The 20956-nt window shown below is 70.6% G+C and carries 16 protein-coding genes; 9 read left to right on the top strand and 7 right to left on the bottom strand.

The genetic code is table 11. The features are described 5' to 3' along the window. Positions 1-9 precede the first annotated feature (9 nt). From cobN to DACI_RS29035, 3 genes are all read left to right on the top strand, one after another. Complete coding sequence (cobN, locus tag DACI_RS29045; RefSeq protein WP_012207543.1) at positions 10-3831, top strand: cobaltochelatase subunit CobN; 3822 nt, start codon at positions 10-12, stop codon at positions 3829-3831. Further along, on the top strand, positions 3828-4988 hold the full coding sequence (locus DACI_RS29040; RefSeq protein ID WP_012207542.1) for an ATP-binding protein: 1161 nt from the start codon (positions 3828-3830) through the stop codon (positions 4986-4988). Before cobN ends, DACI_RS29040 begins: the two co-directional genes overlap by 4 nt. 209 nt (positions 4989-5197) lie before the next feature. Further along, entirely contained in the window at positions 5198-5659 is a 462-nt protein-coding gene (locus tag DACI_RS29035) for a vWA domain-containing protein (protein WP_012207541.1), read from the top strand. 18 nt (positions 5660-5677) lie between these two features. Here the strand turns inward: DACI_RS29035 and DACI_RS29030 are convergent, their stop codons facing one another. After that, positions 5678-6751 carry an ATP-binding protein gene (locus DACI_RS29030; protein ID WP_012207540.1) on the bottom strand — a complete coding sequence of 358 codons (1074 nt, stop codon included), beginning with the start codon at positions 6749-6751 and terminating at the stop codon, positions 5678-5680. Beyond that, positions 6748-7482 carry a response regulator gene (locus DACI_RS29025; RefSeq protein WP_016448779.1) on the bottom strand — a complete coding sequence of 245 codons (735 nt, stop codon included), beginning with the start codon at positions 7480-7482 and terminating at the stop codon, positions 6748-6750. Before DACI_RS29025 ends, DACI_RS29030 begins: the two co-directional genes overlap by 4 nt. Positions 7483-7865: 383 nt before the next feature. On the opposite strand from DACI_RS29025, the gene DACI_RS29020 reads away from it, so the two are divergent. The 3 genes from DACI_RS29020 (at position 7866) to DACI_RS29015 (ending at position 12991) form a co-directional block, all read left to right on the top strand. Next, positions 7866-11006 (top strand): efflux RND transporter permease subunit, encoded by a 3141-nt coding sequence (locus DACI_RS29020; protein WP_012207538.1) that lies wholly within the window; start codon positions 7866-7868, stop codon positions 11004-11006. A 3-nt stretch (positions 11007-11009) separates the two neighbouring features. Further along, positions 11010-11216, top strand: coding sequence for a hypothetical protein (locus tag DACI_RS32310; protein WP_157059709.1), 207 nt, complete (start codon positions 11010-11012; stop codon positions 11214-11216). A 149-nt stretch (positions 11217-11365) separates the two neighbouring features. After that, the gene (locus DACI_RS29015) at positions 11366-12991 is read left to right on the top strand and encodes an ABC-F family ATP-binding cassette domain-containing protein (RefSeq protein WP_043782934.1); all 1626 of its coding nucleotides are present in this window, start codon (positions 11366-11368) and stop codon (positions 12989-12991) included. Here the strand turns inward: DACI_RS29015 and DACI_RS29010 are convergent. Further along, positions 12988-13695: a Crp/Fnr family transcriptional regulator gene (locus DACI_RS29010; RefSeq protein WP_012207536.1), complete on the bottom strand. Its 708-nt coding sequence runs from the start codon at positions 13693-13695 to the stop codon at positions 12988-12990. The two genes, DACI_RS29015 and DACI_RS29010, sit on opposite strands and share 4 nt — an antisense overlap. 126 nt (positions 13696-13821) lie before the next feature. Between DACI_RS29010 and DACI_RS29005 the strand changes: the two genes are divergently transcribed. The 3 genes from DACI_RS29005 (at position 13822) to DACI_RS28995 (ending at position 16435) form a co-directional block, all read left to right on the top strand. Continuing rightward, complete coding sequence (locus DACI_RS29005; RefSeq protein WP_012207535.1) at positions 13822-15483, top strand: adenylate/guanylate cyclase domain-containing protein; 1662 nt, start codon at positions 13822-13824, stop codon at positions 15481-15483. Positions 15484-15633: 150 nt separating this feature from the next. Beyond that, positions 15634-15993, top strand: a complete 360-nt coding sequence (locus DACI_RS29000) for a DUF4148 domain-containing protein (RefSeq protein ID WP_012207534.1) — start codon at positions 15634-15636, stop codon at positions 15991-15993. Further along, on the top strand, positions 15980-16435 hold the full coding sequence (locus DACI_RS28995) for a DoxX family protein (RefSeq protein WP_225971009.1): 456 nt from the start codon (positions 15980-15982) through the stop codon (positions 16433-16435). The genes DACI_RS29000 and DACI_RS28995 overlap by 14 nt, the downstream gene beginning before the upstream one ends. 177 nt (positions 16436-16612) lie before the next feature. Here the strand turns inward: DACI_RS28995 and DACI_RS28990 are convergent, their stop codons facing one another. The 4 genes from DACI_RS28990 to DACI_RS28975 form a co-directional block, all read right to left on the bottom strand. After that, complete coding sequence (locus tag DACI_RS28990) at positions 16613-17287, bottom strand: GntR family transcriptional regulator (RefSeq protein WP_012207532.1); 675 nt, start codon at positions 17285-17287, stop codon at positions 16613-16615. A 71-nt stretch (positions 17288-17358) separates the two neighbouring features. Then, on the bottom strand, positions 17359-18414 hold the full coding sequence (locus DACI_RS28985; RefSeq protein ID WP_012207531.1) for a threonine aldolase family protein: 1056 nt from the start codon (positions 18412-18414) through the stop codon (positions 17359-17361). Next, positions 18415-19440, bottom strand: coding sequence for a tripartite tricarboxylate transporter substrate binding protein (locus DACI_RS28980; RefSeq protein WP_012207530.1), 1026 nt, complete (start codon positions 19438-19440; stop codon positions 18415-18417). Between the two features lie 82 nt (positions 19441-19522). Then, positions 19523-20689: an ABC transporter substrate-binding protein gene (locus DACI_RS28975; protein WP_043782931.1), complete on the bottom strand. Its 1167-nt coding sequence runs from the start codon at positions 20687-20689 to the stop codon at positions 19523-19525. Positions 20690-20956 lie beyond the last annotated feature (267 nt).

Here is a 20956-nt window from a genome sequence, read left to right as displayed (position 1 = left end):
ACCTGTTCCATGCACCTGCTGTCCACGCGCCCCGGCGGCTTTGTCGAGGACGAGAGCATCGTCACCCGCCTCGACCAGACGCCGGCCGACATCGTCATCCTGAGCTCGGCCGACACCACGCTGGCCCTGCTGTCCTCGGCCGTGGCCGCGCTGGCCGGGGCGTCGGCGGACTTCCCTTCGGTGCGGCTGGCCAATCTGCTGTACCTGCGCCAGCCCGCCTCGCTGGACCTGTATGTGGACGAGGTGCTGCGCCATGCGCGCGTGGTCATCGTGGACCACCTGGGCTCGGAATCGGCCTGGCCCTACGGCATCGAGCAGATCGGCTCGCTGGCGCGCCGCAAGGGCCAGCGCCTGGCCATGTTCTCGGGTGACCTGCAGGAAGACCCGCACCTGCTGGCGCGCAGCACGCTGCCGGCCGCCGCCTGCCGCCAGCTGTGGCAGTACCTGCGCTCGGGCGGCGCGGCCAATGCGCACGAATTCCTCAAGGCCACCGTCTACCACGGGCTGGACCGGGGCGATGCGCCGCTGCCGCCGCGCACCCTGCCTCAGGCAGCCGTGCACGTGCCGCCTGCGCTGTTCGAGAACGCACCCAACCCTGCCCAGGTGCAGGCCCATGACGTGGCCGGCATCGACGACCTGCAGCGCGCCTGGACACCGGGCGCGCCCACGGTGGCCCTGGTGTTCTACCGCTCCCACCTGCTGGCGGGCAATACGGCGGCCTTCGACGCCATGGCCCTGTCGCTGCAGCAGCGCGGCATGAACCCGCTGCCCGTGGCGCTGGACTCGCTCAAGGACCCGCTGTGCCTGGCCACGCTGCGCCAGCTCTGCGAAGACCATGCCGTGCAGCTGGTGCTCAACACCACGGCGTTCTCGGCGCTGGAATCGGGCACGGCCCTGGCTGGCGATGCGCCCGTGCTGCAGGTCATTGCCAGCGGCGGCAACCGCGAGGACTGGTGGGCCGACAGCCAGGGCCTGCGCCCGCGTGACATCGCCATGCAGGTGGTGCTGCCGGAGATGGATGGCCGCATCATCACGCGCGCCATCAGCTTCAAGGGCCTGTCCCACCGCTGCGCCTTCACCCAGGCCGATGTGGTGGCCTACCAGCCCGAGCCCGACCGCGTGGACTTCGTGGCCGACCTGGCCTGGCGCTGGTGCCGCCTGCGCAGCCTGCCCGCGCGCGACAAGCGCCTGGCCCTGGTGCTGGCCAACTATCCGGGCAGCGAAGGCCGCATCGGCAGCGGCGTGGGGCTGGATACGCCGGCCTCGGTGATCGCCATCCTGCAGCACCTGGCGGCCGAAGGGCACGAGCTGGGCGACCCCGCGCAGCTGCCCGCCGATGGCGAGGCGCTGATGCACACCCTGCAGCAGGGCATTGCCAACGACCCTGCCCAGTGGCCGCTGCGCCCGGCCTGGCAAAGCTATGCGCTGGACGAGTACCTGGCACGCCTGGCCGCGCTGCCGGACGGCATGGCCGACGCCATCACGGCGCGCTGGGGCGCGCCCGAGGCCGACCCGCTGCTGCGCCAGGGCCGCTTCATGATCGCGGGCCTGCGCCTGGGCCATGTCTTTGTCGGCATACAGCCGGCGCGTGCATTGGTCGGTAAAGGCATGGGCGCGCAGGACTATGCGAGCTACCACGATGCCGAGCTGGTGCCGCCCCACGGCTACCTGGCCTTCTACTTCTGGCTGCGCGACCGCTTTGCCGTGGACGCCATGGTCCACGTGGGCAAGCATGGCAACCTCGAATGGCTGCCGGGCAAGAGCCTGGCGCTGTCGGGCGCGTGCTGGCCCGATGCCATCCTGGGCCCGCTGCCGCACCTGTACCCCTTCATCGTCAACGATCCCGGCGAAGGCGCCCAGGCCAAGCGCCGCAGCCAGGCCGTGATCATCGACCACCTGATGCCGCCGCTGACGCGCGCCGAAAACCACGGCCCGCTGCAGGACCTGGAGCGCCTGGTGGACGAGTACTACGATGCGCTGCTGGTCGATGCGCGGCGCGGCGCGCTGCTGCGCCGCCAGATCCTGGACATCGTGCGCCGCCAGCACCTGGACCAGGAGCTGGACCTGGCGCCCGGTGCCGCGCAGGACGACGATGCCGTGCTCGAACGCATAGACGCCTACCTGTGCGAGCTCAAGGAAACCCAGATCCGCGACGGCCTGCATGTCTTCGGCGCCTCGCCGCAAGGGCGCCAGCGCCGCGACACGCTGCTGGCGCTGGCGCGCTTCCCGTCGGACGAAGGCCAGGGCCTGATCCAGGCGCTGGCCGCCGACCTGCTGGACAGCCCCGGGTTCGACCCGTTGCGCATGGAGCCCGCACGCCCCTGGACCGGCGCGCGCCCCGCCGCCCTGCAGGCCGTGAGCGACGAGCCCTGGCGCCATGAGGGCGACACGCGCGAGCGCCTGGAACTGCTGGCGCAGCAACTGCTGGAAGGTGAGGCCCCGGCCGGTGACTGGCCGCAGACGCGCGCTGCGCTGCAACAGGTGCATGCCGTGCTGGCGCCCGCGCTGGATGCCTGTGGCGGCGAGGAACTGCGCCAGCTGCTGCGCGGCCTGCAGGGCCGCTTCGTGCCGCCCGGGCCCAGCGGATCGCCCTCGCGCGGGCGGCCCGACGTGCTGCCCACGGGGCGCAATTTCTATACGCTGGACACGCGCGCCATTCCCACCCAGGCCGCCTGGGAGCTGGGCCAGCAGGCCACGCTCAGGCTGCTGGAGCGCTATCTGCAGGAGCATGGCGAGTACCCGCGCACCCTGGGCCTGTCGGTCTGGGGCACGGCCACCATGCGCACGGGCGGCGACGACATCGCCCAGGCCTTTGCGCTGATCGGGGTGCGCCCCAAGTGGGCGCCCGGCAGCCAGCGCGTGGTGGACTTCGAGGTGGTGCCGCGCGTGGGCATGGGCCGGCCGCGCGTGGATGTGACGCTGCGCATCTCGGGCTTCTTCCGCGATGCCTTCCCCGGCGCCATGCAGATGTTCGACGCGGCCGTGCAGGCCGTGGCCGCGCTGGACGAGGACGCCGAGGACAACCCCATACGCGCGCGCATCCTGGCCGAGGCCGAGCAACTGCAGGCGCAGGGCATGGACGCCGTGCAGGCCCGCCTGCAGGCCGGCTGGCGCGTGTTCGGCGCGCCGCCCGGCCACTATGGATCGGGCCTGGGCGGACTGTTCCAGAGCGGCGACTGGCAGGGCGATGCCGACCTGGCCCAGGCCTACCTGGGCTGGAGCCAGCACGCCTACGGCCAGGACGCCGAGGGCGTGCCCGCAGGCGACGCGCTGCGCCGCCGCCTGGGCGAGCTCGACGTGGTGGCCCACAACCAGGACAGCCGCGAGCACGACATCCTCGACTCGGGCGACTACTTCCAGTTCCAGGGCGGCATGGCCTCGGCCGTGCGCCACCTCTCGGGCCGCCAGCCCGCGCTCTACCACGGCGACCACGCCAACCCGGCCCAGCCGCGCGTGCGCTCGCTCAAGGAGGAGATTGCGCGCGTGGTGCGCTCGCGCGTCACCAATCCCAAGTGGATGGACGGCGCCAAGCGCCACGGCTACAAGGGCGCCTTCGAGATGGCGGCCACGGTGGACTATCTCTTCGGCTTCGACGCCACCACGCAGCAGGTGGGTGACCACCAGTACGCCCTGGTGGCCGACGCCTATGTGCTGGATGCGGCCACGCGCGACTTTCTCGTGCAGCACAATCCGCAGGCCCTGCGCGACATGCTGGAGCGCCTGCTCGAAGCCATGCAGCGCGGCCTGTGGGAGCAGCCTGGCGACTATCGCCAGCAGCTGGAAGACCTGCTGCTGGAACATGAAAACCATCTCGAAGGATTGCGCGGATGACCGCATCTCCTGACCTGGGCAGCGGCGCCCAGCCCGCGCTGCCGCCGCTGTTTCCCTTTGCCGCCATTGCCGGCCAGCCCCTGCTGTGCCAGGCGCTGCTGCTGGCCGCCATTGACCCGCAACTGGGCGGCGTGCTGATCGAGGGGCCGCGCGGCACGGCCAAGTCCACGGCCGCGCGCGCGCTGGCCGAGCTCATCGATGCCGCGCCCTTCGTCACGCTGCCGCTGGGCGCCTCGCTGGAGCATCTGGCCGGCTCGCTGGACCTGGGCCAGGCCATGGCCGGCCATGCACTCAAATTCGCGCCCGGCCTGCTGGCGCGCGCCCATGGCGGCGTGCTCTATGTGGACGAGATCAACCTGCTGCCCGATGCCCTGGTCGATGTGCTGCTGGATGCCGCTGCCAGCGGCGTCAACGTGGTCGAGCGCGACGGCATCTCGCACCGCCACGCGGCGCGCTTCGTGCTGGTGGGCACCATGAACCCCGAGGAAGGCCAGCTGCGCCCGCAGCTGCTGGACCGCCTGGGCCTGTGCGTGCGCCTGGCCAATGTGCAGGACCCGGCCCAGCGCCAGGCCATCGTGCGCGCGCGGCTGCTGTTCGATGCCGACCCGGCCGCCTTCCGCGCCCGCCATGCAGACGCCCAGGCCGCGCTGGCCGCGCAGCTGCGCACGGCACGCGAGCGCCTGCAGCCGGCCGGCGCGCTGCCCTGGTCCGACGCGGTGCTGCAGGCCGCAGGCGCACTGTGCATTGCCGCCCAGGTGGACGGCCTGCGCGCCGACCTGGTGCTGCTGCGCGCCGCCCGCGCCTGGGCCGCCTGGCTGGGCGACGCCGAGGTCACGCCCGAACATGTGCAGGCCGTGGCCGAGCTGGTGCTGGTGCACCGCCGCAAGCCGGGGGCGCCGCAGCCGCAGCCACAGTCGCAGCCGCAGCCGCAGCAGCCATCCCCACAGCAGGCGCCATCGAATCCGCCTTCGAAGTCGCCGGCACAAAGCCGGCCGCCTGCAGAATCCACGGCCAACGGCGCAGGCGACAGCCCGCCCTCCGAGGCCGACTGGGGCGCCATGCCGCCCGAGCCCGTGGGCCTGCTGCGTGTCGCCGTGCCCTCATTGCTGGCCCGCGAGGCCGCAAAGGTGGGAGCGCCCGCCACAAAAAAAGCCTGAGCCCCCGCGGCCCCGCGCCACAGGCAAGGGCTGCGGGGGCGGGCCAGCAGGCGACCGGCCAGCCCCGGCTGGCCCAGGCGCAAGGCGGGCAGACCACCGGCAGCTGGGACTGGCCGCGCACGCTGGCCGCGCGCGGCGCCCAGGCGCTGGCCCCCGAACATCTGCAGCGCCGCCGCGAGCCGCCGCAGGCCACGCGGCTGCATTGCTTTGTGCTCGATTGCTCGGCCTCCATGGCTGGCAGTGGCGCACTGGCGCGGGCCAAGGGCGTGCTGCTGTCGCTGATGGAAGAGGCCTACCGCCGCCGCGAGCAGGTGGCGCTGATCTGCTTTGCGGGCACGCGCGTGGAATTGAGCCTGCCGCCGCGCAAGGCTGCGGCCTGGAATGACGACTGGATCGCTCCCATTGGCGGGGGCGGCGGTACGCCGCTGCAGGCGGCCGTGGAGCAGGCGGGCCAGTTGCTGCAGCGCCATTGCGGCGCAGACGCCTCCTGCCAGGGCTGGCTGTGGCTGCTCACCGATGGCCGCACGCGCGAGCGGCCTGCGCGGCCTGCGGCGGCGCAGGAGGCAGGCATCGTGGACTTTGAATCAGGCCGCGTGCGCCTGGGCCGGGCCGCTGCGCTGGCTGCCGCCTGGGACGCACGCCATGTGCGGGCCGATGATTTCGCAGGCTGATCTGCGGCTCTGACGAGGTCAGGCCGGCCAGCTCAGCTCGAACAGCGCGCCGCCACGCTCGCCCTGCAGGCACTGCGCCCGCCCGCCATGGGCCTGGGCAATGGCCTGCACCACGGCCAGGCCCAGTCCGCTGCCGTTGCCTGCACCCACGCTGGCATTCCTTCGGCTGCGGGCGCCTTCACCGCGCTGGAAGGCGTCGAAGATGCGCGGCGCAAGGTCGGCCGCCACGCCGGGGCCGCTGTCTTCCACGCGCACGGTGCACAGGCCGTGGCGCACGCGCGCGGCCACCAGCAGGGGGCCGGGCTGGGCATATTGCATGGCGTTTTCCAGCAGGGCCAGCAGGGCCTGGCGTATGCGCACGGGGTCGCAGACCACGGGCTGGTCATCGAGCTCCATCGCCAGCTGCAGGCCCGCCTGCTCCAGCGCCGGTCCCACGGCCAGGGCCACCGAGCGCACCTCGCCCGCCAGGCAGGTCTGGCGCAGCTGCAGTTGCAGATGGCCGTTTTCCTGCAGGCCCAGCAGGCGCAGGTCGTCGATCAGGCGGGTCAGCCCCTCGACCTGGGTCATCAGGCTGGCCAGCATGTCCTTGCTGGGCAGGAAGACGCCGTCGGACAGGCCCTGCAGCCGCCCGCTGAGGATGGTCACGGGCGTGCGCAGCTCATGGGCGATGGCCGCGCTCCAGAAGGCGCGCTCCTGCGCCATGCCTTCCAGGCGCCGGGCCAGGCTGTTGAAGTCGTGCACCAGCTGCGCGGCCTCGTGCAGCGCGCTGTCGTCCGTGCTGGCGCGCGCCGACAGGTCGCCCTCGGCCAGCTGGCGCAGGCTGATGGCCACCGAGTCCAGCGAGGGCAGGATGCGCCGCGACAGCCGCGTGGCCACGAAGATGGCAATCAGCATGGCCACCACCAGGGTCAGCAGCACCCAGGCCAGCTCCACGCTGGAGGGCATCCAGCCGTCGGAGACGCTGGCCGGGTGAAAGGTCAGCAGCAGCGCATAGAAGGCGTACGAGCCCAGCACGCACAGCACCACCACGGCCAGCGTGACGGCCGACATGGTCAGCACCACCTGCCGGCGCAGCCCGGCCGCTGCGCTCATGGGTCCATCCCCAGCCGGTAGCCCACGCTGCGCACGCTGTCGGGCATGCCCTGCAGGCCCAGGCCTTCGAGCTTCTTGCGCAGCTTGCTGATGTGGCTGTCCACGGTGCGCTCCAGCGTGTGGCCTTCGGGCAGGCAACTCAGCAGCAGCTCGGCGCGGCTGAACACGCGCCGGGGCGAACGCACCAGGCTGGCCAGCAGGTTGAATTCGGTCACGGTGAGTTCGGGCACGTGCGTGGCGCCCTGCACCTGCACGCTGACCTCGCGGCTGTCCAGGTCCACGCGAAAGGGGCCGGCCTGCAGCAGCTTGGTATCGCGGAGCCGGCCCTGGCCGCAGCGGCGCAGCACGGCCTGCACGCGCGCCACGACCTCGGCCGCGTTGAAGGGCTTGCCCACGTAGTCGTCCGCGCCAATGCGCAGGCCGATGAGCTTGTCCACGTCCTGGTTGAGTGCGGTGAGCATGATGACGGGCGTGTCGCCGCGCCGGCGGATTTCGGACAGCACCTGCCAGCCGTCAAGGCGTGGCATCTGCACGTCGAGAAGAACGAGATCGGGTTTCAAGTGGTGGTGCAGTTCAAGGGCCTGCTGGCCATCGGCGGCATGCACGGTGCGCAGGTCGCTGCGGGCCAGGTAGGCGCACAGGATGTCTGCGATCTCGGGCTCGTCCTCGGCGACGAGGATGAGCGATGTCGATGGCTGGAAAGGCAAGGGCTGGGCAATGATAGAAGCCATTTTGGGGTCGCGGCGGGGGCTGTGTTCATCTCCATCGTTCTTCCACATTTCCCGGGCCGAAATGCCATCGAAAGAACGCAAGCTGTTTCCCTGTGCCGCCGCAATTGGCCGGCATGCGAAACAAATCCCTGAATATGAAGTCACAGCGGCAATGCCGTATGAGCGGGTGGGAGAGCTGTTGGCTTTGCAGCGGCTCCATGGATGAATGGCCCTGGCGGCAACACGCCGCAGGCCGAAGCCGCACCGGCAGGAGTTTCCTCCATCCCCATGCCTCCTGGCAATCTGGATTTGCATCCGGATGGCCCCTCAGATGTGTCGGCGCCAGGCGCCGTATTTTTTCCGCAGCGCGCCCTGGCGTGCATTGAAAACCAGACCTCGTGTCCATGCCACAGTTCTTCATTCACCGGCCCGTCTTTGCCTGGGTCATCGCGTTGTTCATCGTGCTGCTGGGCGTGCTTGCCATTCCGCAATTGCCGATCTCGCGCTATCCCACGGTGGCGCCGCCCACGGTGAGCCTGTATGCCACCTATCCGGGCGCCACGCCCAAGACGCTCAATGACTCCGTGGTCTCGCTGATCGAGCGCGAGCTGTCCAGCGTCCGCCACCTGCTGTACTTCGAGTCCTCGGTGGACACCTCGGGCTCGGCCGAGATCAAGGCCACCTTCAAGCCCGGCACCAACCCCGAGCTGGCCCAGGTGGATGTGCAAAACCGCATCAAGGCCGTGGAGCCGCGCCTGCCGCAGGCCGTGCGCCAGAACGGGCTGCAGGTGGAGTCGGCCACGTCGAGCTTTCTGCTGCTGGTGGGCCTGATCTCGCCGGGCGGCGAGTTCGACGAGCTGGCACTCAATGACTACATGGCGCGCAATATCGTCGAGGAGCTGCGGCGCATCGAGGGCGTGGGCCGCGTGCAGCTGTTCGGCACCGAGCGCGCCATGCGCGTCTGGGTCGATCCGGCCAAGCTGATCTCCTACGGGCTGTCCATGGGCGACCTCACCCAGGCCATCCAGCAGCAGAACATGCAGATCGCCCCGGGCCGCGTGGGCGATGCGCCCATCGCCCCGGGCCAGCGCGTGACCACGCCGCTCACCGTGCAGGGCCAGCTGACCTCGCCCGAGCAGTTCGCGGCCATCGTGCTGCGCGCCAATGCCGACGGCTCCCGCCTGGTGCTGGGCGACGTGGCGCGCGTGGAGCTGGGCGCGCAGTCCTATGCCTTCTCCAACCGCGAGGATGGCAAGCCCGCCACCAGCGCCGCCGTGCAGCTGTCGCCGGGCGCCAACGCCGTGCGCACGGCCGCCGCGGTGCAAAAGCGCATGGCCGAGCTGGCCTCCATCCTGCCGCGGGGCATGGAGCACACCATCTCGTTCAATACCGCGCCCTTCGTCAAGATCTCCATCGAGAAGGTGGTGCAGACCCTGGTCGAGGCCATGGTGCTGGTCTTCCTGGTGATGTACCTGTTCCTGCAGAACCTGCGCTACACGCTGATCCCGGCCATCGTGGCGCCCGTGGCGCTGCTGGGCACCTTCGCCGTGATGCTGGTGGCGGGCTTTTCCATCAACGTGCTGACCATGTTCGGCATGGTGCTGGCCATCGGCATCATCGTGGACGACGCCATCGTCGTGGTGGAGAACGTGGAGCGCCTCATGGCCGAGGAAGGCCTGTCGCCGCGCGATGCCACGCTCAAGGCCATGAAGGAGATCACGGGCGCCATCATCGGCATCACCCTGGTGCTGACGGCGGTGTTCATTCCCATGGCGTTCGCCAGCGGCTCGGTGGGCGTGATCTACCAGCAGTTCACGCTGTCCATGGCCGTGTCCATCCTGTTCTCGGCCTTCCTGGCCCTGAGCCTGACGCCGGCGCTGTGCGCCACCTTGCTCAAGCCGGTGGCGGCGGGCCACCACGAGAAGAAGGGCTTCTTCGGCTGGTTCAACCGCGGCTTCGAGCGGCTGACGAACCGCTACGAGGCCCATGTCACGGGCCTGGTCCGGCGCACGGGCCGCATGATGCTGCTGTTCGCGGCCATCGTGGCCATCCTGGTGTTTGCGCTGCGCCAGCTGCCCTCGGCCTTTCTTCCCGAGGAGGACCAGGGCTACTTCATGGCGTCCATCCAGCTGCCGGCCGATGCCACGGCCGAGCGCACGCTGGACGTGGTCAAGCGCTATGAGGAGCATGTGGCGCAGCGCCCCGGCATCGCCTCCAGCATCTCGGTGCTGGGCTTCAGCTTCGCGGGCTCGGGCCCGAACGCGGCCATGGCCTTCACCACGCTCAAGGACTGGGACCAGCGCGACGGCGCCACGGCAGGCGAGGAAGTCTCGCTCGCGCAAAAGGCCATGGAGCATGCGCCCGAGGGCGCCATCATGGTGCTGCAGCCCCCGGCCATCGACGAACTGGGCACCTCCTCGGGCTTCACCATGTACCTGCAGGACCGCACGGGCCAGGGCCATGCCGCGCTCAAGTCGGCCACCGACCAGTTGCTGGCGCTGGCCGGCAGCAGCAGCGTGCTGGGCTCGGCCTACCAGGACAGCTTGCCCTCGGGCACCAGCGTGCGGCTGGAGATCGACCGCCAGAAGGCCCAGGCCCTGGGCGTGGGCTTTGCCGCCATCAGCGAGACGCTGTCCACGGCCATGGGCTCGCTGTACGTCAACGACTTCCCCAACGCCGGGCGCATGCAGCAGGTCATCGTGCAGGCCGACGCGCCCGCGCGCATGCAGATCGATGACGTGCTCCGGCTGAACGTGCGCAATGCCTCGGGCGGCATGGTGCCGCTGGCCGAGTTCGCCACGCCCGTGTGGTCGGAAACGCCGCTGCAACTGGTGCGCTACCAGGGCTTCCTGGCGTCGCGCATCTCGGGCACGCCTGCGCCCGGCACGTCCAGCGGCGCGGCCATGGCCGAGATGGAGCGGCTGGCGGCCCAACTGCCGCCCGGCTTTGCCGTGGCCTGGACCGGCCAGTCGCTGCAGGAGCGCCAGTCGGCCGCGCAGGCGCCCCTGCTCATGGCCCTGTCCATGCTGGTGGTCTTCCTGGTGCTGGCCGCGCTGTACGAGAGCTGGTCCATCCCGCTGTCGGTGATGCTGGTCGTGCCCCTGGGCCTGCTGGGCGCGGTGGCGGCCGTGCTGCTGCGCGGCATGCCCAACGATGTGTTCTTCAAGGTGGGCCTGATCACCATCATCGGCCTGTCGGCCAAGAACGCCATCCTGATCGTGGAATTCGCCAAGCAGCTGCGCGAGGAAGGCCAGGACCTGCGCGAGGCCGCCATCAAGGCCGCGCGCCTGCGGCTGCGGCCCATCCTCATGACCTCGCTGGCCTTTGCGCTGGGCGTGGTGCCGCTGATGCTGGCATCGGGCGCCAGCGCCGAGACCCAGCACGCCATCGGCACGGGCGTGTTCGGCGGCATGGTCAGCGGCACGGTGCTGGCCGTGTTCTTCGTGCCCGTCTTCTTCGTCTTCGTCCTTGAATGGCAGCGGCGCATCGCCGGGCCGCGCGGCAGCGCGCGCCGGCCGCCGCCCGCTGCCGACCCCGGAACCTGAACCATGCCTCTCTGGATCGCGCTCAACGCCCTGTGCTTTCAGGGCCGCCCGCCGGCACAGTCTTTGAATCCCTGCGCGCCACCGGCGCCTGCGAACCCGGCCCGGCAGTCCGGCTCCGCCGGCTCCACCGGTTCCGGGCCGCCAGCGGAGCAGGCCGGCGCCTTCGCACGCGGCGCCGGTGGCACGGTGGCCGGCACGAACGGCCCATGATTTTTATAATGGCGGTTTCGTTCGCCATTGCAGGAGGTATTCGTCCCATGCGCCATTGATGCTGCCGCTGTCCCAGCGGCCCGCTTTTCCCGACCCTGCCCACCGCACGCGCAATGCATGCAAAGCGGCAAGGAACTGCGTTGGCATCCATGAACTGCGATATGACGAATACCACGATCACGCTCGACGGCGTTTCCTGCGTGCTGCCCGATGGCAGCCCCCTTTTCTCCGATCTTTCCGACACCCTGGACCACCGCCGCACCGGCCTGGTGGGGCGCAACGGCGTGGGCAAGTCGCGGCTGGCGTGCATCCTGGCCGGGCTGGATGCGCCCTCGCAGGGCCGCTGCCTGCGCTCGGGGCAGGTGCTGTACCTGGCCCAGCGCACGGACTGGCATGACCAGCCTTCGGTGGCGGCGCTGGCCGGGCTGCAGCCCGCGCTGGAGGCGCTGGCGCGCATCGAGGGCGGCAGCTGCGATGCCCGGGACTTCGAGCGGCTGGCCGACCGCTGGGATCTGCGCCAGCGCCTGCAGGCCCAGCTGGAGCTGGCGGGCCTGGGCCATCTGCGTGCCGATACGCCGGGCCACGCCCTCAGCGGCGGCGAGGCCATGCGCGTGGCCCTGGCGGGCGCGCTGCTGTCTGGCGCCGACCATCTGGTGCTGGACGAGCCCAGCAACCACCTGGACCGCGAAAGCCGGCAGGCCCTGGCCGCGCAACTGCAGCGCTGGCCCGGTGGCCTGGTCGTGGTCAGCCATGACCGCAGTCTGCTGCAGGGCATGGAACGCATCGTGGAGCTGTCGCCGCAGGGGCTTCGCAGCTACGGCGGCGGCTACGCCTTCTATGCCGAAGCCAAGGCGCGCGAGATGGCCTCGGCGGTGCAACTGCTGGAGCAGCGCAAGCTGGAGCGGCGCCGCGAAACGCAGCAGCTGCGCGAGCAGCAGGAGCGCCAGCAGCGCCGGGAGGCGCGCGGCCGCCGCCAGGGCCAGGAGGCCAACCAGGCGCGCATTCTGCTGGACCGGCAAAAGGAGCGCAGCGAGGCGTCGGCCGGCCGCCTGCGCCGCCAGCATGCAGACACACGCGAGGCGCTGGACCAGCGCGTGCGCGAGGCGGCGCGCCAGATCGACCTGCAGGCCGGCATCCGCATGCAGGCGCCGCCCCCGGCCGGTGCTCCCTGCGACGTGGTGGCGCTGCTGGACGATGTGCTGCTGCCGTTTTCGTTGTCCACGGGGCCGCGCCTGAACCTGTCTCTGTACGGCGGCCAGCGCCTGGCCGTGACCGGTCCCAACGGCTGCGGCAAGACGCGCCTGCTCGATGTGCTGTCGGGCCGCCTTGCGCCCCAGGCGGGCGAGGTGCGCCGCATGCAGGCCTGTGCCTACCTGGACCAGCGCCTGTCCCTGTTGCAGCCCGGGCGCACGGTGATGGAGCAGTTGCAGGACGCCTGCCCCGGCACCCCCGTGGATGTGCTGCGCACGCGCCTGGCCTGGCTCGGACTGGCGGCCCGGCAGGTGGAGCAGCCCGCGGACCGGCTCAGCGGCGGCGAGCAGCTCAAGGCCGCCCTGGCCTGCGCGCTGCAGGCCGAGCCGCCCGCGCCCCTGCTCCTGCTGGACGAGCCCTGCAACCACCTGGACCTGCCTTCCCTGCAGGCGCTGGAGGCCATGCTGCGCGGCTATGCCGGCACGCTGGTCGTGGTCTCGCATGACGAGGATTTTCTGCAGGCCATCGGTCTGACCGACCGCCTGGTGTGGTCGCCGCAGGGCTGGCGAATGGAGTCCGCCTAGCTTTCCTGCGCTATCAGCGCCTGCAGTGCGTTCACATCTGTCACCAGCAGCGCCTGGCGCCCCTCCTTGCGCAGCAGGCCGCGCCGGGTGAGGGCGCCCAGCTCGCGCGTGACCTGCTCGCGGTTGGTGCTGATCTTGCTGGCCAGCACCGAGTGCGAGGGCACGGGGCTGATGAGGGCCGTGTGCTCGGGCGATACGCCCGCCTCCCGCGCCAGGCGCAGCAGCTCCATGTGCAGGCGAGTGGGCACGCCCAGGGTGCTCAGCTCCATGACGCGGTCGGTCAGCCGCCGCACCAGGCCGGCCAGGCCCTCCATCATGCGCAGGGCAACGGCGGGCTCGCGCGCCAGCAGGGCCAGGAAGTCCTGGCGCGAGAGGCTGGCCAGCAGCGAGGATTCCAGGGTGACCACATCGGTGGAGCGGGCCTGGCCGTCAATGGCCGCCAGGTCGCCGAAGTGCTCGCCGGGCCCGTAGTCGCGGAAGCTGACCTCGCGCCCGCCCGCCGAATAGGTGGTGATGCGCACGCGCCCGCTGACCAGGAAGAACACGTCGCTGCCCGTGGAGCAGCGGCTGAACACGGGCTGGCGGGCCTGCAGCGGGCGCCATTCGCAGTCGGCGGCGATGCGGTCCAGGCTGGCGCTGCCCAGGCCCTCGAACAGGGCGATGCCGCGCAGGGCGAAACTGGAGGGCTGGGTGGGGTGGGCCATGGAACCAATAGCGGGCGTAAGGTACAAAGATTCTGGATCGGCCAGGCCCGGCCTAAGTTCCTTCAAGCTGCCGTTCTTGCGGTCTTCTCCTGTCTTCTTCCGCCGTCGGGCGCATCATCGCTTTCCATGGCCCGTGTCCCTCATCCGGCTTTGCCGGCTCTGCCGTCCCTGCGCAGCCTCCACTGGTCCACCGGCCTGGTGCTGTGGACCTATGCGGCGCTGCACCTGTTCAATCACGCCCTGGGCCTGGTCTCGCTGGGCACGGCCGAGGCCGTGCGCGAGCTGGTCCACGGCGTGTGGCGATCCCTGCCCGGCAGCCTGCTGCTCTACGGCGCGCTGGCCGCGCACATGGGGCTGGCGCTGCAGGCGCTGGCGCGGCGGCGCAGCCTGCGCATGCCGGCGCTGGAGGCCGTGCGGCTGCTGCTGGGACTGGGCCTGCCGCTGCTGCTGGCACTGCACGTGCCGGCCACGCGGCTGGCGCAGGAGGCCTGGGGCGTGGACCCCTCGTATGCGCGCATCGTGCGTTCTTCCTGGAATCCGTCCAGCATGGCCATCCAGCTGCTGCTGATGACGGCTGCCTGGACCCATGGCTGCATGGGCCTGCACATGGCCCTGCGCGCGCGCGGCTGGTGGCGGCGCTGGCAGCCGCTGCTGCTCACGGCCGCCGTGCTGCTGCCCGTGCTGGCGGCGCTGGGCATCGTCTCCATGGCGCGCGAGATCGCGGCGGCCGGCCTGCCAGCGCCGGCCGGCCCCTCTCCCGAGGCATCGCAGTGGCTGCGCGCGCTGACGACCGGGCTGCGCCAGGGCTGGCTGGCCTGCCTGGCCGCGCTGCTGGCCGGCCCCTGGCTGTGGCGGCGCATGCGCCTGCGCGGCGCCCGCCAGGTGCTGCTGCACTATCCGGGCCGCACCGTGCAGGTGGCCCAGGGCATGAGCGTGCTCGAAGCCAGCCGCGAGCATGGCATTGCCCATTTGTCGCTGTGCGGCGGCAGGGCGCGCTGCTCCACCTGCCGGGTGCGCGTGTCCGGCCCGGCGGCCCACCTGCCCGCGCCGGGGCGGGACGAGCGCCTCACGCTGGAGCGCGTGGGCGCGCCGCAGGACGTGCGGCTGGCCTGCCAGCTACGGCCCACGGGCGATGTGCAGGTGGCGCCGCTGTTCCGCTCGCCGGCAGCCGCCCAGGCCGGGCGGGGTGACGGGCAGCGCGAGGTCCGCGAAGTGCGCGCGGTGGCCATCCTGTTCGTGGACCTGCGCCGCTGGTCGGGCCTGGCCGAGCGGCAATGGCCCGTGGACCTGTCCTGGGTGCTGGACCAGTATTTCGAGCGCGTGGGCCAGGCTGTGCACGACAGCGGCGGCATGGCCAACCAGTTCATCGGCGACAGCGTGATGGCCATCTTCGGGCTGGATACCGACCTGGACACGGCCTGCCGCCAGGCCGTGCAGGCCAGCGCCCTCATCGACCGGCGCATGCAGGAATGGAGCCACACCTTCGAGGCGCAGTTCGGCCAGCCGGTGGATTTCGGCATGGGCCTGCATGCGGGGCGCGCCGCCGTGGGGCGCGTGGGCTTCGAGCACACCACCACCTTCACGGCCGTGGGCGAGGTGGTCAACACGGCCAGCCGCCTGCAGGAATACACCAAGAGCGCCCAGGCGCGGCTGGTGCTGTCGCTGGAGGTGGCGCGCCGCGCGGGCGTGGCCGATGGCCTGGGCGAAGTCCGGCAGGTGCAGGTGCGCGGGCGCTCCGAGCCCTTGCCGGCCCTGCATGTGGCGCGGCCCGGCCTGCAGTGGCCGTGAGCGTGGATGGTGGACGTGGACGGTGAGCGCGGGAACCGGAGAGTTTGCGCAAAGCTGTGCGTTTAGGCACTGACGCGCAGGCGGGCGAAGACGAGACTGCAGCCATGCAGAACGCAATCACGCGCTGCAGGATTTGACAAAGGATTCGCCATGAAGCACGCAAAGACCCTCTTCGCCATCGTTTCCCTTTCCTCCGCCTTGTGGTCGGGCATGGCCTCGGCCGCACCGGCCGCCACGGTATCTGCAGAAACCTGGTTCGGCGCCGAGCCCGTCGCCTCCGGCCCCGCGCTGTCGCGCGCCGAAGTGCAGGCCGACCTGGCCCTGTGGAACCGCGCCGGCCTCAACGTCTACCGCGAGTCCGACGTGAACCACTGGGATGCCGACTACCAGCAGCGCCTGGCCCAGTACCAGCGCATGCGCAGCGGCCCCGAGTACCTGGCCGAAGTGCAGCGCCTGGGTGGCTCGGTGAAGGCGGCCGAAGGCCAGGGCTCCGGCCGTGTCCCGGGCTGATGCGATGACGCGCGCCGCCACGCATCGCGCTGCCCACGCCGCAGCATCGCCTTGGGCCGACTTCGCACCGCTGCTGGCCCGGGTGCTGCTGAGCCTGCTGTTCATCTACAGCGGCATCGGCAAGCTGATGGGGCCGGAGGGCACCATGGCCTATATCGCCAAGGCGGGCCTGCCGCTGCCCATGCTGTCGTATGCCATGGCGCTGGTGGTGGAGCTTGGCGTGGCCACGGCCCTGCTGCTGGGCTGGCGCACCCGCGAGGCCGCGGCCGTGATGGCCGTGTTCAGCGTCATGTCGGCGCTGATGTTCCACAGCCAGTTCGGCGACAAGGGCCAGCTGGTGCAGTTCCTGAAGAACCTGGCGATCGCCGGGGGATTCGTGCAACTGATGCTGGCGCCCGTGGCGCGCTGGAGCCTGGACGCGCGGCGCAAGGCCTCGCGTTGAGCACGAGCCAGTGATCCCTGGCGCTGTGCGTTACCCATAGCCCATGAAACCGGCGCGCCCGAAAAGCCAGGGACACCGAGGAAGGGCAGCCCCGCCCCGAAGGTGTCGTCCCCCTCCCTCGCGAAGCGAGTAGAGAGGGGGAAGGCGCGTAAGCGCCTCAGGGGGTGTCTATTGTTTTCACACCTTGATGCCCTTCTCAGCCAGGCGTCGGGCGTAGGCGGCCAGGATCAGCCGCTCCGAATGCACCAGGTAGTCATTGAGCGCGGCAGCGGCCTCGGCCGGCTTGCCGTCCTCGAATTGCTGCAGGATGCGCGCATTCATGTCCACATAGGGGGCATGCAGGAAGTGCGGGTCGCGCAGCAGGCCGAAGGCCAGTCGCAGCTCGGCCAGCAGATGCTCGAACATGGTGTCCAGGCGCTCGCTGTCGGCCAGCTGCACCACGGCCTTGTGGAAACTCATGTTGGCCGTGCCCACGCCCGACCAGTCCTGCGCCTCGCGGTGGCGCTGTGCCGCCTCCACGGCTTCGCGCATCAGGCTGCGAGCCGGGTGCATGGGATAGGCCTGGGCCAGCGCCTGGCACTCCACCATGCGGCGCACGCGGTAGATGTCGATGATGGAGGCAATGCTGGGCGCCGCCACCGACACGCCCTTGTTGGGCTCGTGCACCAGCAGCCCCTCCTTGGTCAGCAGCCGGAAGGCCTCGCGCAGCGTGTTGCGCGAGATCTGCAGGCTTTCGCTGAGTGAGGCCTCCGACAGCTTTTGCCCGGGCTCCCAGGCACCATCGATGAGCTTGCTGCGCAGCTGCTCGGTCACGCGGTCGGTCAGGTTGAGGATATCGGTGCTGCGGGTCATGGTGATGGGGGATGCAAGGTTCGATGGGCAGTGTAGCCAGGGCCGGCACTCCTGCCGGCCTCGCGCGGTGCTCAGTTGTCGTGATGCAGCCGGGTGAAGGCCTGCAGGGTGCTGTCCACGGCCTTGTCGTCAATGTGGCGGTGCGTGACCAGGCGCAGCAGGCCCGCGCTGCCCGTGCGCACCAGCACGCCGGCTTCGGCCAGGCGTGCCTCCCAAAGGCGTGCCTCGGCCGCGCTGGTGCCTACGCGCACCTGCACGATGTTGGTCTGCGGCAGTTCGGCCGCGCACCATGCCGGGTGGATGGCGCGCAGGCCCTGGTGCAGGCGGCGGGCGCGTGCGTGGTCCTCGGCCAGGCGATCGACCATGTGCTCCAGCGCCACCAGGCCCGCCGCCGCGATCACGCCGGCCTGGCGCATGGTGCCGCCCAGCATGCGCCGTATGCCGCGCGCCCGCGTGATGAAGTCGGCCGGGCCCATGAGCACCGAGCCCACCGGAGCCGACAGGCCCTTGGACAGGCAGACGGTGACCGAGTCCGTGTGCGCGGCGATCTCGCGGCAGGACAGGCCCAGTGCCACGGCGGCATTGAACAGGCGTGCGCCATCGGTATGCACGGGCACGCCATGGCGGGCGGCCAGGGCATGCAGGGCCGCCAGCGAATCGGGCGCCGCCACGCTGCCGCCCCGTGCGTTGTGGGTGTTCTCCACGGCCACGAGGGCGCTGGGGCAGCGTGCGGATGCCGAGGTGTCCAGCGCCGCTTCCAGCGCGGGCAGGGCGATCAGGCCGCCGTCGCCGGGCAGGCTGCGGTAGTGCATGCCGGTCAGGCCTGCGGCTGCGCGCTCGGCGTTCAGCAGATGGCTGCCGGCCTCGGCCAGCACCTCGCCCGGCATGCGGCCATGGGCGAGCACGGCCACGAGGTTGCCCATGGTGCCGCTGGCCACGAACAGGCCTGCGGCCTTGCCAAAGCGCTGGGCCACCGTCTCTTCCAGCGCACGCACCGTCGGGTCGCCGTCCAGGCCGTCGTCGCCCAGCGGGGCGCAGGCCATGGCTTCGAGCATCTGCGGCGTGGGGCGCGTGACGGTGTCGCTGCGCAGGTCCACGGCGTCGTGGTGATGGTGCAGGGAGGGCATTCAGTCCGCCTTGATGTTGCGTTCCTTGATGACGCGGGCCCAGCGTGCGGCGTCGGTCTCCATCTGGGCGCCGAACTCCGCCGCAGTGCGGGGCGTCAGTTCCAGCCCCAGGGACTGCAGCTTGGCCTGGAGCGCGGGCGTGGCCATGGCGCGGGCCACGGCATCGTGCAGCGCGGTCTGTATGCCGGGGGGCAACCGGGCAGGCGCCAGCAGGCCGAACCAGTGCAGCACGGTCAGGCCGCGCACGCCGCTTTCGGCCATCGTGGGCACCTGGGGCAGGGCCGGCGAGCGCTGGGCACCGGTGGTGGCCAGGGCGCGCAGCGCGCCGCTTTTGATATGGGGGATCACGGTGGGGGCCGAGGAGAACATGCTCTCGGTATGGCCGGCCACCACGTCGGCGACGGCCTGGCCCGAGCCCTTGTAGGGAATGTGGGTGATGAAGGTGTCCGTCTGCTGCTTGAACAGCTCGCCTGCCAGATGCGTGGCCGTGCCCGTGCCGCCCGAGGCGAAGTTGATCTGGCCGGGCCGTGCCCTGGCCATCGCGATGTATTCCTTCACGCTCTGCGCCTTGAGCTTGGGGTTGACGGCCAGCACCAGCGGCGAAGAGCCTATCAGGGCCACGGGCGTGAAGTCCTTGAGCGCGTCGTACGGTGTCTTGTAGAGACTGGGCGTGATGGTGTGCGGCATGTCGGCCAGGAGCAGCGTGTAGCCGTCGGGCGCGGCGCGTGCCACCAGCTCGGCGCCCAGCATGGCCGAGGCGCCGGGCTTGTTGTCCACGACCACGGGCTGGCCCAGTTCGCGCGACAGCTCCGTGCCCAGCGCGCGGGCGATGTTGTCCGAGCCGCCTCCGGCCGTGTAGGGCACGACGATGCGCACGGGCTGCGCAGGCCATTTCTGCGCCAGCGCAAGGCCGGGCAGGGCAGCCGCTGCCAGGATGAGCAGGCGGCGCTGCAGGCCCCGGTGCGAAGCGGGATGAAAAGAGGGGTGCAAGGCAGGGCGCGGAAGTGGGTGACGTTCGGCAGGCATGGCGAAGGCTCCTTGGTGCAGCGACAGGAAGAAACGATGGGCCGATCCGCCAGCGGCCTGGCCCGCAAGCCACCCGCCTTCATCAACCGATGAAGCGCCCCGCATTGCCCAGCACGCCCAGGTCGATGAAGCTGGAGCCGACATGGGGCGCCTGGCCGCTGTAGTCGATGACGAAGCCGCCCATGTCCCAGTTGCGGATGCCGGCCAGCGCCGAGCGCAGCCTGGCCTGGCTGGGGTCGCGGCCTGCGCGTTCCAGGCCTTCGGCCAGCACGCGTGTGTTCACATAGGCTTCCAGCGTGCCCAGCGAGAACTCCTGCTGCCCGTGGGCGCGCATGGCGGCCTGGTAGTCGCGCACCACCTGCAGCTTGGCCTGGTGCGGCGCGGGAACGACCATGGTCAGGGCAATGCCCCGGGCGTCCTCGCCCAGCGGCTTGAGGCTGTCGTTGGGCAGGGTCACGCTCAGGCCGGTGAGCAGCACGCCGGGCGCGCTCTTGCGCAGGCCGCGCACCAGATCGACCGACACCGTGCCAGCCGTGGCCAGCAGCACGGCCGAGGGGTGGGCCGCTTCCACTTTGTTCAACACATCGGCCAGATTCTTGCCATCGGTGGCGATGGCCGCCTGCACGGCGGGAGCCATCTTCTCGGCCTCCAGGGCGTGCGTGGCGTCCTCCAGCATTTCGCGGCCGTAGGCGTTGTCCAGGTAGACGATGCCAATGCCCTTGAGCCCCATGCCCGCAAGGCGCTGGACCAGGCGGCGGACCTCGGTGGTGTAGCTGGCGCGCACATGGAAGACGTTGCGCGATGCCTTGCGCAGCGACGAGGCGCCCGTGAAGGGCGCCACATAGGGAACGCCGGCTTCCTCGATCAGCGGGATGACGGCGGCGTTGTTGGGCGTGCCCACGCAGGACAGCAGGGCAAAGGCCGTGCCCTTGGAGAGCATCTGCCGCACGTTGTCGGCCGTGCGCTGGGGCACGTAGCCGTCGTCAACCATCTGCAACTGCAGCGTGCGGCCCTGGATGCCGCCACGCGCGTTGATCTGCGCCATGGCCGCTTCCGTGCCCAGCTTGATGTCGGTGCCGAACCCGGCCAGCGGGCCGCTCATGGCGGCCGAGCAGCCGATGGTGATGGTCTTGGCGGACAGGCCTGCCTCATCGGCGAAGGCATTGCGCACGAAGGCCGGCGCCAGCGCGGGAACCGCTGCGATGGATGCAGCACGGGGAAGCAGGGAAACAAGTTGACGGCGTTGCATGGATTCAGAGCTCGGACAAAAGGGATGGGAGCAGGAAGGTGCCATTCACGCCGACTGCCACGCGTGCGCCGCAGGCCGGGAGGGCGGCCCATTGTAGGAGGCGGCCTCGTCACAGGCGATACCGGGGCAGGGGCATTGTTGTGTTAATGCCTTCTATGGATGTTCAATATCCGATAGTTTTTGACATTTGAAAACCTCGCGCTTGCTCAATCCTTGGGCAACGATATGCGGGTTTGTACTATCAGCATGCGCTGATTGTCTTATTCA

The organism is Delftia acidovorans SPH-1, from assembly GCF_000018665.1.
GTDB lineage: Bacteria > Pseudomonadota > Gammaproteobacteria > Burkholderiales > Burkholderiaceae_C > Comamonas > Comamonas acidovorans.
This window is presented reverse-complemented; position numbering and strand designations above follow the sequence as displayed.

Coding starts and splice junctions, on each gene's coding strand:
- cobN (WP_012207543.1), top strand. CDS start 10: ATGCACCTGCTGTCCACGCGCCCCGGCGGCTTTGTCGAGGACGAGAGC.
- DACI_RS29040 (WP_012207542.1), top strand. CDS start 3,828: ATGACCGCATCTCCTGACCTGGGCAGCGGCGCCCAGCCCGCGCTGCCG.
- DACI_RS29030 (WP_012207540.1), bottom strand. CDS start 6,751: ATGAGCGCAGCGGCCGGGCTGCGCCGGCAGGTGGTGCTGACCATGTCG.
- DACI_RS29025 (WP_016448779.1), bottom strand. CDS start 7,482: ATGGCTTCTATCATTGCCCAGCCCTTGCCTTTCCAGCCATCGACATCG.
- DACI_RS29020 (WP_012207538.1), top strand. CDS start 7,866: ATGCCACAGTTCTTCATTCACCGGCCCGTCTTTGCCTGGGTCATCGCG.
- DACI_RS32310 (WP_157059709.1), top strand. CDS start 11,010: ATGCCTCTCTGGATCGCGCTCAACGCCCTGTGCTTTCAGGGCCGCCCG.
- DACI_RS29015 (WP_043782934.1), top strand. CDS start 11,366: ATGAACTGCGATATGACGAATACCACGATCACGCTCGACGGCGTTTCC.
- DACI_RS29010 (WP_012207536.1), bottom strand. CDS start 13,695: ATGGCCCACCCCACCCAGCCCTCCAGTTTCGCCCTGCGCGGCATCGCC.
- DACI_RS29005 (WP_012207535.1), top strand. CDS start 13,822: ATGGCCCGTGTCCCTCATCCGGCTTTGCCGGCTCTGCCGTCCCTGCGC.
- DACI_RS29000 (WP_012207534.1), top strand. CDS start 15,634: ATGAAGCACGCAAAGACCCTCTTCGCCATCGTTTCCCTTTCCTCCGCC.
- DACI_RS28990 (WP_012207532.1), bottom strand. CDS start 17,287: ATGACCCGCAGCACCGATATCCTCAACCTGACCGACCGCGTGACCGAG.
- DACI_RS28985 (WP_012207531.1), bottom strand. CDS start 18,414: ATGCCCTCCCTGCACCATCACCACGACGCCGTGGACCTGCGCAGCGAC.
- DACI_RS28980 (WP_012207530.1), bottom strand. CDS start 19,440: ATGCCTGCCGAACGTCACCCACTTCCGCGCCCTGCCTTGCACCCCTCT.
- DACI_RS28975 (WP_043782931.1), bottom strand. CDS start 20,689: ATGCAACGCCGTCAACTTGTTTCCCTGCTTCCCCGTGCTGCATCCATC.